The organism is Croceivirga radicis, assembly GCF_002072105.2.
Taxonomy (GTDB): Bacteria; Bacteroidota; Bacteroidia; order Flavobacteriales; family Flavobacteriaceae; genus Croceivirga; species Croceivirga radicis.
Genome location: NZ_MTBC01000013.1, coordinates 29,321 through 42,213, shown reverse-complemented (window position 1 = coordinate 42,213; position 12,893 = coordinate 29,321). Strand labels below are relative to the sequence as shown.

General features: G+C 36.8%; 12 protein-coding genes. 8 read left to right on the top strand and 4 right to left on the bottom strand.

All coding sequences use genetic code 11. The annotated features are described in order from the left end of the window. Nucleotides 1-194: 194 nt before the first annotated feature. Nucleotides 195-620, bottom strand: coding sequence for a hypothetical protein (locus BUL40_RS15250; protein WP_080319936.1), 426 nt, complete (start codon nt 618-620; stop codon nt 195-197). Nucleotides 621-823: 203 nt separating this feature from the next. On the opposite strand from BUL40_RS15250, the gene BUL40_RS15245 reads away from it, so the two are divergent. Together BUL40_RS15245 and BUL40_RS15240 are read left to right on the top strand one after the other, a co-directional pair. Next, nucleotides 824-1,375 (top strand): sigma-70 family RNA polymerase sigma factor, encoded by a 552-nt coding sequence (locus BUL40_RS15245; protein WP_010519349.1) that lies wholly within the window; start codon nt 824-826, stop codon nt 1,373-1,375. Continuing rightward, the gene (locus BUL40_RS15240; protein WP_244901888.1) at nt 1,366-1,614 is read left to right on the top strand and encodes a hypothetical protein; all 249 of its coding nucleotides are present in this window, start codon (nt 1,366-1,368) and stop codon (nt 1,612-1,614) included. Before BUL40_RS15245 ends, BUL40_RS15240 begins: the two co-directional genes overlap by 10 nt. On the opposite strand, the gene BUL40_RS15235 is transcribed toward BUL40_RS15240, so the two are convergent. After that, nucleotides 1,611-2,333, bottom strand: a complete 723-nt coding sequence (locus BUL40_RS15235) for a UbiA prenyltransferase family protein (RefSeq protein ID WP_176465498.1) — start codon at nt 2,331-2,333, stop codon at nt 1,611-1,613. The two genes, BUL40_RS15240 and BUL40_RS15235, sit on opposite strands and share 4 nt — an antisense overlap. A gap of 221 nt (nt 2,334-2,554) precedes the next feature. Between BUL40_RS15235 and gcvP the strand changes: the two genes are divergently transcribed. The 4 genes from gcvP (at nt 2,555) to BUL40_RS15215 (ending at nt 8,070) form a co-directional block, all read left to right on the top strand. After that, on the top strand, nt 2,555-5,395 hold the full coding sequence (gene gcvP / locus BUL40_RS15230; RefSeq protein WP_080319933.1) for an aminomethyl-transferring glycine dehydrogenase: 2,841 nt from the start codon (nt 2,555-2,557) through the stop codon (nt 5,393-5,395). A 164-nt stretch (nt 5,396-5,559) separates the two neighbouring features. Beyond that, nucleotides 5,560-6,618, top strand: a complete 1,059-nt coding sequence (locus BUL40_RS15225; protein ID WP_080319961.1) for a 3-oxoacyl-ACP synthase III family protein — start codon at nt 5,560-5,562, stop codon at nt 6,616-6,618. Nucleotides 6,619-6,675: 57 nt separating this feature from the next. After that, entirely contained in the window at nt 6,676-7,203 is a 528-nt protein-coding gene (locus tag BUL40_RS15220) for a class I SAM-dependent methyltransferase (protein WP_080319932.1), read from the top strand. Between the two features lie 15 nt (nt 7,204-7,218). Then, nucleotides 7,219-8,070, top strand: a complete 852-nt coding sequence (locus BUL40_RS15215) for a glycosyltransferase family 2 protein (RefSeq protein WP_080319931.1) — start codon at nt 7,219-7,221, stop codon at nt 8,068-8,070. Nucleotides 8,071-8,117: 47 nt separating this feature from the next. On the opposite strand, the gene pafA is transcribed toward BUL40_RS15215, so the two are convergent. Next, the gene (pafA, locus tag BUL40_RS15210; protein ID WP_080319930.1) at nt 8,118-9,794 is read right to left on the bottom strand and encodes an alkaline phosphatase PafA; all 1,677 of its coding nucleotides are present in this window, start codon (nt 9,792-9,794) and stop codon (nt 8,118-8,120) included. A gap of 115 nt (nt 9,795-9,909) precedes the next feature. Between pafA and BUL40_RS15205 the strand changes: the two genes are divergently transcribed. Together BUL40_RS15205 and BUL40_RS15200 are read left to right on the top strand one after the other, a co-directional pair. Further along, a complete protein-coding gene (locus tag BUL40_RS15205) occupies nt 9,910-10,647 on the top strand; it encodes an MlaE family ABC transporter permease (RefSeq protein WP_080319929.1) in 738 nt (245 codons plus the stop codon). Continuing rightward, nucleotides 10,647-11,414 (top strand): ABC transporter ATP-binding protein, encoded by a 768-nt coding sequence (locus BUL40_RS15200; protein WP_080319928.1) that lies wholly within the window; start codon nt 10,647-10,649, stop codon nt 11,412-11,414. Before BUL40_RS15205 ends, BUL40_RS15200 begins: the two co-directional genes overlap by 1 nt. 30 nt (nt 11,415-11,444) lie before the next feature. Here BUL40_RS15200 and BUL40_RS15195 read toward each other — a convergent pair whose 3' ends face one another. Continuing rightward, nucleotides 11,445-12,893: a DUF389 domain-containing protein gene (locus BUL40_RS15195; RefSeq protein ID WP_080319927.1), complete on the bottom strand. Its 1,449-nt coding sequence runs from the start codon at nt 12,891-12,893 to the stop codon at nt 11,445-11,447.

Sequence of the window (12,893 nt, the reverse complement as noted above, 5' to 3'; positions counted from 1 at the left end):
TTTGTGGCTTTGTATTAAAGTTGAGATAACGCCACCGATTATCATATAGCAAAAACCCAGTTTAAAAACACCTGCTCGCGTTGCTAATATTTATAAAGTGTCAAAGGCTACAAGCCACATTCTAAACAAAATAAAAACGGTAACTAAAGTTGCTATTAAAGCTATAATTACCTTTCTATACTTAAAAACCATAATTATTTAACTTCCTTATTGGTTAAAATCTTATCTACTAAAAGCCTTAATTTACCTTTTTCTTTCTTAATCTGATATACAATCTCATATTCAAACGTATAATCTGCTAATTTTTCGCCTTTCATCTTAAGAGATAATTTTCCCTTCTCTAAGTTCCAAAACCCTTTTTCTAAAACAAAAACACCCACAGGGCATTCCCCAAAAGTCTCTGCTGTTAAGTGCTGCACAAAAGAACCATCCTCTTTAAATTCAAAAACGTATTGGCCATCTTCCGCTGTTTTCTCAATTAAAAGATCATCCGCAGGAAAAAAACCAGAAGCTATCCAGTTAAGTCTATACTTACCTAGAACATTCTGATTAGTTTGGGTTTGACCAAAAACTAATATAAGATTCAAAAACACGAGTAATCCAAACAAGAGCTGCTTCATTATTTATGGTTTTAAACGCAAGTTATGCCTAATTAAAAATTAACAACTACCTGAAAACCGTGAAATATTCCCTTATAAATTACTGGTTAAAAAACACATGTGATAAAAGCGTGATTTTTTTGTGATGTTGGTATTGCACCTTTGACTTGAGAAAATGGTGTAACTATTAAAATTGACTACTTTTGATAACGTTAAAAAGAACAATGCCAACAAATGTATTACATCCGGATACTTGGGTAGATAAATATGCGGACTACCTCTTTAATTATGCCGTAAGCCGGGTTAATAATGCAGAATTGGCTAAAGACTTAGTACAAGAAACTTTTTTTGCCGGCTTAAAATCTGCACCCAATTTCAAAGGCGATGCCGCAGAACGTACCTGGTTAATTGCTATTCTTAAAAGAAAGGTAATTGATCATTACAGAAAAATAAACTCTAAAAAAGGAAAGGCTGAGGTAAAAATAGACTTTGCCGCAGACAGTGAAGAAGGAGATTGGTTAGAAAAAAGAGTTGCAGACAACCAGGACAGAGATGGGGAGGCATTTCTAGAAAATGAAGAATTAGGTGATGCCATATACGGTTGCATAGAAAAATTACCTACCAAACAGGCGCAAGTTTTTAAAATGAAAACCATTCAAGGAATGGATACTGAGGATATTTGTAATGAATTAGGAATAAACCCGTCTAACCTGTGGGTTATGATACATAGGGCCAGAACGGCGCTTATGGGTTGTTTAAACGATAATTGGTTTTAGAATTTATGATTTCTTGTGATAAAGCTTCAGAAATTTGCAACAAAAGTCAGTACAAAGAAGCAGGCTTCTGGGATATTTGGAAACTACGTTTTCATATTTTGTTCTGCAAACATTGTTCTAGCCACACCAAGAAAAATACGTATCTAACCGCGTTGTGCGAGAAAGCAAATCTGCATACGTTAAGTGCAAAAGAAAAAGAGGCAATAAAACAACGTATAAAGGAACAAGCCAACTCTTAGACCTTAAAAACAAATAAGGCAATGGCCATAAATATTGGAACAGCTTCTACCCAGAAAGAAGCAAAATATTTAGACTGGTCAACTTTACTCTTATGGATATAGTAAGCTATAAGCAACACCCAGATTAAATCTAAAAATAGAACCTGCATCATATTTTTATGCAGTAATAAGGCACTCGCTAAAAATACGATTAACATAAAATATGCAACGTATTTCGTATTGAGCACTCCTATTTGCTGAGGTATTGTTCTTAGCTCGGGCTGATCATATTTAAGGTCTCTAATTTCAAAAGGAACCATTAGCAATAAAACTAGTACAAACTGCTGTAGCATTAAAATTAAATGGTCCACACCAATGGTTATTCCGGTAGCATATAAAGGCAACCAAAGGGTTACCCCGGTCCAAACAAAAGCCACCAAAAACACTTTTAATCCGCCTAAACTCCTTAGATTCTTCGCATTGGGTAAAAAAGGCACTGCATATAAGGCAGAAATAAGGGTTAAAACAAAAAGTGGAAAGTACAAACTAGAATCAATTTTAGCCCCACTATAGAAAGCGCCCAAGCCTGCTAAAATGCTAAATAATTGAATTGCCTTGTGTCGCTGTTTGGCTACTATCCAATATTTTTTTGCCTCTACCCCGTATTTTACAAAATTGTAGCCTACAATAGTCGCAAAAAACAAAAAAAAAGCATAATCCAAGTCAAAGATAATGTTCAACTTAACGCAGGTTGCATAGTATAAGCAAAATACCGCTAATGATACGTGAACACTAGCATCCAAATAAAATTTAAAAAGCGATCGTACCCAACGCATTAAACAAAATTAAACATAAAGCAGTAAAGGTTAATTCTTGGTTAACAACTTTAGCCCTTGACGATTTTAAAATGCGGTATTTAAGTGAATTAATGCCTAATTTTGCGACTTTATTTTTTGCCTTTATGAACACAGAATTATTTGCATCGCGCCACATAGGCGTTAGGGAAGAAGACCTTTCTAAAATGCTAGAAACCGTAGGAGTAAAAGATTTGGAAGAGTTAATGTACCAAACCATTCCTGATGATATCCGGTTAAAGAAAGAACTAGAATTACCTAAAGCCATGAGCGAACATGAGTTCTTAGGGCATGTTCAGAAATTATCAGAAAAGAACAAAATTTTTAAGACCTATATAGGTCTTGGGTATCACAATACCCTAACACCATCTGTAATTAAAAGAAATATTCTAGAAAATCCTGGATGGTATACGGCCTATACACCCTACCAAGCAGAAATTGCACAAGGGCGTTTAGAGGCGTTGCTCAATTTTCAAACCATGGTTACGGACTTAACCGGTATGGAAATAGCCAACGCATCACTTTTAGATGAAAGTACAGCAGCCGCAGAGGCAATGACCATGCTTTATGACTTGCGTAGTAGACAACAAAAAAAAGATGGTGTTCTTAAATTTTTTGTAGATGAAAACGTACTACCACAAACCTTAAGCCTATTAGAAACCAGAGCAACACCATTAGAGATAGAATTGGTAATAGGTAATCCAGAACAATTTACCTATACAACAGATTTTTTTGGAAGCCTTTTGCAATATCCAGGAAAGCACGGACAAGTAAAAGATTTTAAAGAATTTACCCAACAGGCAACCGCTAATGAAATCAAAGTGGCCGTTGCCGCAGATTTACTTAGCTTGGTGTTATTAAAAGCCCCTGGAGAATGGGGTGTAGACGTAGTGGTAGGCACTACACAACGTTTTGGAATTCCGCTAGGTTATGGTGGGCCACATGCTGCATTTTTTGCAACAAAAGAAGCCTACAAAAGAAACATTCCGGGAAGAATTATTGGTTTAACCAAAGATACAGACGGTAACCCCGCCCTGCGTATGGCCCTACAAACAAGGGAACAACACATAAAAAGAGATAAAGCTACCTCTAACATTTGTACTGCTCAAGTTTTGTTGGCCGTAATGGCCGGTATGTATGCCGTGTACCATGGCCCAAAAGGTTTACAGTACATAGCAAATAGCATTCATGAGAAAACCAAGCAATTAACAGGCATGTTGGCAGAGGTAGGTTTTGCACAAACCAACACGGTGTTTTTTGATACCATACAGGTAAAAGTTGCAGACGCCGAAGCCTTAAAAGAAGTAGCCCTTAATAATGAAATTAACCTAAACTACGTAGATAGCAATACGGTTACCATTTCCTTGAACGAAGCAACCTCCTTCGAGGATGTAAAAGATATATTGGCCGTATTTTCTGAGGTGGGCAATACATCAGATACAGGAACCTCTTTTGAAGAAATTCCAGATAGTTTAAAAAGAGACACAGAATTTTTAACCCATGAGGTTTTTAACAGTTACCACTCAGAAACGGATTTAATGCGTTACATCAAGAAACTTGAACGTAAAGATTTGGCGTTAAACCATTCTATGATTTCTTTAGGAAGTTGTACCATGAAGTTGAATGCGGCATCTGAAATGTTGCCTTTGAGCTGGGCCAACTGGGGCAACTTACATCCCTTTGTTCCCATAAACCAAGCAGAGGGTTACCAGGTAATGCTAAAATCACTAGAAGATTACTTAACTGAGATTACTGGTTTTGCGGCCACGTCCTTACAACCTAATTCTGGAGCACAAGGAGAATTTGCAGGCCTAATGACAATTAGGGCCTACCATGAAGCAAATGGCCAAGGACATAGAAATATTTGTATTATTCCGGCTTCTGCTCACGGTACCAACCCGGCCTCTGCTGTCATGGCGGGCATGAAAGTTGTAGTAACCAAAACAGATGAAAATGGAAACATAGATCTAGTAGATTTAGAAGAGAAGGTAAAATTACATTCAGAAAACCTATCTTCTTTAATGGTTACCTATCCTTCTACACATGGCGTATTTGAATCTTCCATTAAACAAATTACCCAATTAATCCATGACCATGGTGGCCAAGTTTATATGGACGGTGCCAATATGAACGCCCAAGTTGGTTTAACCAACCCAGCAACCATTGGCGCAGACGTTTGCCATTTAAACCTACATAAGACTTTTGCCATACCTCACGGTGGTGGTGGGCCTGGTGTAGGGCCAATTTGTGTTGCGGAACAGCTAAAACCCTTTTTACCATCTAACCCTGTTGTGGCTACTGGCGGCAATAATGCCATTACCGCTATATCTGCTGCTCCATGGGGTAGTGCTTTAGTATGCTTAATTTCTTATGGATATATAAGAATGCTAGGCGCCAAAGGAGTTACTAATGCCACAAAATACGCTATTCTTAACGCCAATTACATCAAAGAAAGGTTAGCTGGCAGTTATGAGGTTTTATATACGGGAGAAAGAGGTCGTGCAGCTCATGAAATGATTATAGATTGTAGACCATTTAAAGAAAATGGCATTGAGGTTACGGACATTGCCAAAAGGCTTATCGACTACGGTTTTCATGCACCAACCGTTTCTTTTCCAGTGGCGGGCACTATGATGATAGAACCTACAGAAAGCGAAAGCAAACAAGAATTAGACAGATTCTGTGACGCCATGCTTTCCATAAGAGAAGAAATAGACCAGGCCAATGCAGCTGAACCTAATAACGTTCTAAAAAACGCGCCACATACCATGGCTATGGTTACGGCAGACCAATGGGATTTTCCATATAGTAGAAAGGATGCGGCATATCCTTTGGAATTCGTATTCGAAAATAAATTTTGGCCATCTGTTAGACGAACGGACGAAGCATTTGGGGATCGTAATTTAATTTGCACCTGCGCACCTATTGAAGCCTATGCCGAAGCTTAGAAAGACTACTATTTATTAGTGTTTTATCAAAATATATTAATTACTAAACGCTGTTCTAATTTTATTTTGAACAGCGTTTTTCTTTTTGGACATTGGATTATTTACTATGCATGCATAATAAATATAGAAGCTTGCGCCTATCTTTCTACAAACGCAAACTAAAAATGAATATAACTATAACCGGAACTGGGTCTTACATTCCAGAAGTGATTGTTCCCAATTCCCATTTTTTAACTGCCAAATTCAAAACTGCAGACGGCCTAGCCATTACCAATACCAACGAAGAAATAATTCAAAAATTTGAAGCTATAACCGGTATTTCTGAAAGAAGATATGCCTTAGCAGACCATAAAGCTTCCGATCTAGGTTTTTTTGCAGCCGAAAAAGCAATAGATGATGCGCAGATAGATAAAGAAACAATAGATTACATCATTTATGCCCATAATTTTGGAGACCTTTCCGCTGATAAAAATCAAGGCGATACGCTACCTAGTCTAGCAACGCGCGTTAAAAACTTATTGGGCATAAAAAACCCAAAATGTGTAGCTTACGATATGATTTTTGGTTGTCCAGGATGGGTAGAAGCATTGATACAAGCCAAAGCTTTTATACAATCTGGCATGGCAAAAACATGTTTGGTAATTGGTGGGGAAACACTTTCACGCATCACAGATGAACATGATAGGGATAGCATGATTTTTGCAGATGGAGCCGGTGCCACCATCCTTCAACAAACAGAAAAAGGCGGAAACATTTTAGCCCATGCCTCAGAAACACATGCTTTAGATGAAGCCTATTACCTTTATTTTGACAGAAGTTATGAATCCAACATAACGGACAAGCAACGCTATATAAAAATGCTTGGAAGAAAAGTGTATGAATTTGCTTGTATTCATGTTCCAAAAGCCATGAAGAGTTGTTTGGACCAAACCAACGTTCAAATAGAAGAGGTTCAAAAAATTTTTATACACCAGGCCAATGAAAAAATGGATGAGGCCATTGTAAAACGATTTTACAAATTGTACGGCAAATCCGTTCCTGAGAACATTATGCCCATGAACATAAACTTTCACGGGAATAGTTCTGTAGCCACCATTCCAACCTTACTAGATATGGTTAGAAAAGACAACCTAAAAAATCACCACGTAAAAGAAGGAGACCTTGTACTTTTTGCTAGTGTAGGTGCTGGCATGAATATAAATGCCATGGTCTATAGATTTTAATTTGTGAAATCTTGGTTAGATTTGGTGGATTAAAAAGGTTTTTTGAATCTTTACCATATGTACGAAGGTAAATTTCCGCATAAACGATACAAGCACACGCTAGCGTTTTTACAAAAGCATATTAACACCAATGAAACCATCTTAGACCTTGGCGTAACCAACCCGTTTACAAAGGTGATGGAGCAGGCCGGCTATAAAATTACCAACACCAAAGGTGAAGATTTGGATGATGATTTTACCGGTGTTAAAAATAGTCAAGCAGATGTGGTAACGGCTTTTGAAATATTTGAACATTTATTGGCTCCGTATAATATTCTAAAAGAAATTAAGGCAGATAAATTAGTGGCAAGTATTCCTTTAAAGCTATGGTTTTCTAATGCCTACAGAAGTAAAACAGACCCATGGGATAGACATTATCATGAGTTTGAAGACTGGCAATTTGATTGGTTATTAGAAAAGGCCGGTTGGGAAATAAAAGACCGTAACAAATGGACCAATCCTGTAAAAAAAATTGGGATTCGCCCTTTACTACGTAGGTTTACCAATAGATATTACATAGTCTATGCCGAAAGGATTAAAGATTAATCTTTTTATTTTACCATGGTTGTAAGCATAGTAATACCAGCGCATAACGAAGCAAATTATTTGCCATTGTGCATGGCTTCTTTTGTAAACCAAACACATCCTCCAGATGAACTTATTATAATTGATGATAATTCTACGGACAATACCTTTCAAATTGCCAAAGAATATGCAGATAAACATGATTGGATAACCGTTTACCAACGTAAAAGCAATACGGCCCATATACCCGGTAAAAAAGTAATAGACACTTTTAATTTTGGGCTAGCTAAATGTAATTTACATTTTGATTTGATCGGTAAGTTTGATGCCGACGTGGTTTTACCTCCCAATTATTTTGAAACCATGCGTAACCATTTTAAATCTAATTGGTTATTGGGTATGTGCTCTGGCTTATTGTATGTAGAAGTAAATGGGAAATGGGAATACGAGACAATAGCAGACAAAAATCATGTTAGAGGCCCTGTTAAACTTTATTACCGACAGGTTTTTGAGTTAATGGATGGGCTTAAACCCGCAGTTGGTTGGGATACCGTAGATGTACTACTATGTAAGTTTCATGATTTTGAGGTATGTACAGATAAAAATTTGAAAGTAAAGCACCTTAGACCCACTGGCCATGGATACACCTCAAAAAATTATAAAGAAAAAGGAATTGCACTCTATAAAATGCGGTATGATATCGTATTAGCAAAAATTGCACTTCTAAAAATGGCAATGCAGGCCAAATCACCAAGATTATACCTACAAGCAATGTTAGCTTACATAGGTTGTTATTTTACTAGCACTGTACCATTTGTAACCAAAAAAGAAGGCCAATTTATAAGAACGTACAGATGGAAGGGAATTATTAAGAAATTGAACCCATAAAAAAAGCATCCAATTAAGGATGCTTTTTTTAATATACCATATAAGTCTTATTTCAAAACCGTGCTTATTGGCGTTCCAGTGGCGCCATTGGGAAATGCTATACCTAGTAAAACCGCTAATGTAGGCGCAATATCAGTAATTTCGGTACGTGCGGTAACAGCACCTGGTTTAATACCATTACCATAAAAGAGTAAGGGCGTGTGGGTATCATAAATAAAAGGGGAACCGTGGGTAGAACCTGTAGGGTTATAAGATATATGTGCAGGTTTTGGTACAAATAATACATCTCCAGACCTTTTTTGGTTCCAACCATTTTGTAATATATAAGGAAGGCCACGCGTATAATTTCCTGACCACATTTGCGTACCTGTATAAACCTTATCCATACCTTCATAAGATAGAACTTCCATGGCAATTTCTTCCTGAACAGCCGCTAGATCCATATCTAAATTACTAACAACCTTATGGTCTAGAAAAATTTGATTATTGCTAATGTTTTTGACTACATCGGTAGTTCCAAACCGATACTTCAAGTATTCTTCCAACTTTTCATCAAATTGTTTCATATTTAAATATCCTGCTGCAACTTTTACGTCTTTTAAATAGGTGGGTACAGGAATGGCAGCATGGTCTGCCGTTAAGAACAATGTATAATTACCTGCTCCTACTTCTTTATCCAGCTCTGTCAACAATTTTTCTAACTCCAAATCCAATCGTAAATAAGTGTCTTGCACTTCTTTGGAATCAACACCAAAGTTATGTCCAACCTTATCCGTACTAGAATAGCTAATAGCCAAAAAATCGGTGTCATTATCCTTACCTAAATTCTCATTTTTCAACGCTGCAAGTGCAAAATCTGTAGTCAATGAATTTCCATAAGGCGTTTCTGCCAACAAAGTGTATTTACCATTATTATCCCATAAGGCCGGCAAATCATACGGAAACGTAGCTGTTGCCTTACCATTAAAACCGCCCTCGTAATTGTTGGCATCGGCAACGCTTTCTTTGTAAGATGCTATAGGTTTAAGGGTTTCCCATGGTTTTTTATAAGCCTCTACCGCATCTGAAGCATTAAAATCCTGTACCCATTTTGGCAAGGTTTGCATATAAAAAGTGCTGGTTATAAAATTACCAGTTTCGCCTCCTTCATACCAATAGGCAGCGTTGGCCGTATGGCCTCCCGGTAATACCGCACCTCTGTCCTTTATACTTACGGCGATTGTTTTACCCCTCATTTGTGTATGCAATCGCATTTGATCGGTAATAGTAGTAGTTAGCATTCTATGCGGAGACATTTTTCCTTTGTAACCGGTTGTACCTACAGACTCATAATTATCGTCAGACGCACAATACACAGTTTTATCAGACTCCTTATCATACCAATTATTACCAATAACACCATGCACCGCCGGATAGGTACCCGTGTAGACCGATGTATGGCCTGGCCCAGTACTGGTTGGCGCATAATTAAAATGGTTATTTTTACAATTGGCGCCTTGGGTTACCAATTTCTTAAAACCGCTTTCCCCATAATGGTTCCAGAAGCGAGTTATGTAATCGTAGCGCATTTGATCTACAATTATACCCACAACCAGCTTTGGTTTTGTTGTAACCTCAACCTGCGTTTCTTCTTTTACTTTATCCTTTTTTCTTCTTTGTGCAGAAGCGGTTAGCGAAAAGATTAGCACTAACAGTACGGCCAGTGGCCACGTATTTTTTATCATTGGTATCTAGTTATGCATCACAAATTTATTGAATAAAGACCTTTAAAGTTTTAATTGAAGGTTAAAAGCAATTCAATATGCTTATTTTTACCAAAGCATATAGACAATCTACTGCATGAATTATATTGCTTCTATTGGCAAGTATTTTATTATGGTTTGGGAAGTGTTTAAGAAACCTACCAAATGGCGCATAATGAAATCTTTGATTTTTAAGGAAATAGATGAGTTAATTTATAACTCATTGGGCATAATAATTTTTATTGCCTTTTTTATTGGGGGCGTAGTTACTATACAAACGGCGCTTAATTTAACCAATCCGTTAATACCCAAAAGTTTAATTGGTTTTGCCACCAGACAGTCTGTTATTCTAGAATTTGCCCCTACTTTCACCTCTATTATTATGGTTGGCAAGGTGGGGTCTTACATAACGTCCAGTATTGGAACCATGCGGGTAACAGAACAAATAGATGCTCTAGAAGTTATGGGGGTTAACTCATTAAATTACTTGGTTTTTCCTAAAATAATAGCCATGTTGTTTTACCCCTTTGCGGTTGCTATTGCCATGTACATGGGCGTACTTGGTGGATGGATTGCAGCGGTTTTTGGCAATTATGCGCCCAGTGGTGACTTTATACAGGGACTACAGACTGATTTTATTCCTTTTCATGTTACCTATGCATTTATTAAAACCTTAGTTTTTGCATTTGTAATTGCTACCATACCTTCTTATTTTGGGTACTATATGAAAGGAGGCGCTCTAGAGGTAGGTAAAGCTAGTACCACAGCCTTTGTGTGGACAAGTGTGGTAATCATTATTATTAATTATGTATTAACCCAATTAATGCTTGGCTAATGATAGAGGTAGACAACATACATAAAACCTTTGGAGATAACCACGTATTAAAAGGTATTAGTACCACTTTTGATAAGGGAAAAACCAATCTGATTATTGGTCAAAGTGGTTCTGGTAAAACCGTTTTCTTAAAGTGTTTACTTGGCTTATTTTCTCCGGAAAAAGGACATATTAGGTATAGTGGTAAAAATTATGCTGATTTGACCAATGCCGAAAAGAGGGACTTAAGACAAGATATGGGTATGGTTTTTCAAGGTAGCGCCTTGTTCGATTCCATGACAGTAGAAAAAAACGTAAGCTTTCCGTTGGATATGTTTACCAAACAAAGTAAGAGCGAAATGCAAGACCGCGTAGACTTTGTATTAAAACGGGTAAACCTTATAGATGCACACAAAAAATACCCTTCTGAAATTTCTGGTGGAATGCAAAAAAGGGTAGCGATTGCTAGGGCAATTGTAATGAAACCAAGTTACTTATTTTGTGATGAGCCAAACTCTGGCTTAGATCCAAAAACCGCCATTTTAATAGATAACCTTATACAGGAGATTACAGAAGAATACGATATTACTACCGTAATTAATACGCACGACATGAATTCTGTAATGGAGATAGGCAAGAAAATTATCTTCCTTAAAAATGGTTATTTAGAATGGGAAGGCACCAATAAAGAGATTTTTAAAACGGACAATAAAGCGGTAACCGACTTTGTTTACTCTTCTGAATTATTTAAAAAAGTAAGACAGATGTATATTGAAGAAAGGAATTGAAAAAATCAATTCCTTTCTTTATTTAATTAGCTACATCTTTTTAACCTGTATGGTAGAATCCAACAATCGTTGTTTTAACCATTTGGTTAATTTTTGCTCTTCTTTGGCAATATAATCGTCTTTTAATTTTTTATTCCATTCTACCTCAAAGACCGGTATGGTATCCGTCTTTTTAAAATCGGTCTTTATTTGATAGGCAAAATTTATGGCATTTATATCCTCATAATTAATTTTAGCCTCTGTGGTCACTTCTTTAAAAGGAATTTGTTTACCCACATTCTGACTTAACCTAGCTACTTCTGCCTCTAAAAAATGTATGCGCTCTTCGCGAGTTAATAGTTCTGCTTTTTTAGATTCGTACAACTCCGTTACATAATTAAACTTTTCCTCAGAATCATCTCTTCCACCCTGAATTATGTTCAGTTCGGCATCTTTTAACTTGTTAAAAGAGTTCTTTTGGGTTCTCCAGGAGTTGATAATATTCTCTGGAATTTCTTCCGTTCCCATACAAACTATTTCTATAAGTCCGCCATTCTTATCATACTCCAATTTGGTAAGGTTATCTACATACCTACCATTTTTGGTAAACTCATATTGTTCTATAGTATCTGATAAAAATTCTTGGGCCTCTTTTTTGAACATAGACTCGTTAAAAGCCATGTAAAAAGTATAACCAGCAGGCAACATAACTAAAAAGCCAACCGTTGAGGCAATCCTAGCAATAAACCTCCTACGCTGACTATTAGCATATTTTACCATAGGAAATCTCAGGTATTTTATGACCAAAAAGGTTGCCAAACCAATAAAAATTGTATTGATAATAAATAGGTACATTGCGCCTAATGCATAACCCCATTTACCTATTGCCAAGCCAAAACCAACCGTACATAAAGGTGGCATAAGTGCCGTAGCAATGGCCACACCAAAAATAACACTGGCAATAGTACCTCTTTTTGCCCTAGCTATAACTAAGGCCAAACCACCAAAAAAAGCAATCAATACATCACGAATATCTGGTTTGGTCCTGGCCAATAACTCAGAAGATTCATCTTGTATTGGAAAAACATAAAAGAATAAAAAAGCGGTGATAACACTTAAAACCACCATGACCACGAAGTTCTTGAGTGATTTTCTCAGTGTTTCTACATCATTGATTGCCAAAGACAAGCCCATTCCTAAAATGGGACCCATTAAAGGAGAAATTAACATGGCACCGATTACAACGGCCGTTGAATTGGCATTAAGACCAATAGAGGCAATAAATATGGAACAAATTAAAATCCAAGAGGTATGTCCTTTAAATGGAATATCTTGAATAATAGATTCTTTGGTAGCTACCGCATCCGTATTACTTCTAATCTCTAAAAGCTCGGATAAAAACTTTTTAACGCTTCCCAATAGACCTTTAAAGTCCTTTTTAACTTCTTCCGAATTAGCTTCGGTATGATCTTGTTCTTCTTGAAAAAGATGTTTACTCAT

Bases quoted from the DNA above. Each gene is read 5' to 3' on its own strand.
- BUL40_RS15250 (WP_080319936.1), bottom strand. From the start codon at position 620: ATGAAGCAGCTCTTGTTTGGATTACTCGTGTTTTTGAATCTTATATTA.
- BUL40_RS15245 (WP_010519349.1), top strand. From the start codon at position 824: ATGCCAACAAATGTATTACATCCGGATACTTGGGTAGATAAATATGCG.
- gcvP (WP_080319933.1), top strand. From the start codon at position 2,555: ATGAACACAGAATTATTTGCATCGCGCCACATAGGCGTTAGGGAAGAA.
- BUL40_RS15225 (WP_080319961.1), top strand. From the start codon at position 5,560: ATGAATATAACTATAACCGGAACTGGGTCTTACATTCCAGAAGTGATT.
- BUL40_RS15220 (WP_080319932.1), top strand. From the start codon at position 6,676: ATGTACGAAGGTAAATTTCCGCATAAACGATACAAGCACACGCTAGCG.
- BUL40_RS15215 (WP_080319931.1), top strand. From the start codon at position 7,219: ATGGTTGTAAGCATAGTAATACCAGCGCATAACGAAGCAAATTATTTG.
- pafA (WP_080319930.1), bottom strand. From the start codon at position 9,794: ATGATAAAAAATACGTGGCCACTGGCCGTACTGTTAGTGCTAATCTTT.
- BUL40_RS15205 (WP_080319929.1), top strand. From the start codon at position 9,910: ATGAATTATATTGCTTCTATTGGCAAGTATTTTATTATGGTTTGGGAA.
- BUL40_RS15200 (WP_080319928.1), top strand. From the start codon at position 10,647: ATGATAGAGGTAGACAACATACATAAAACCTTTGGAGATAACCACGTA.
- BUL40_RS15195 (WP_080319927.1), bottom strand. From the start codon at position 12,893: ATGAGTAAACATCTTTTTCAAGAAGAACAAGATCATACCGAAGCTAAT.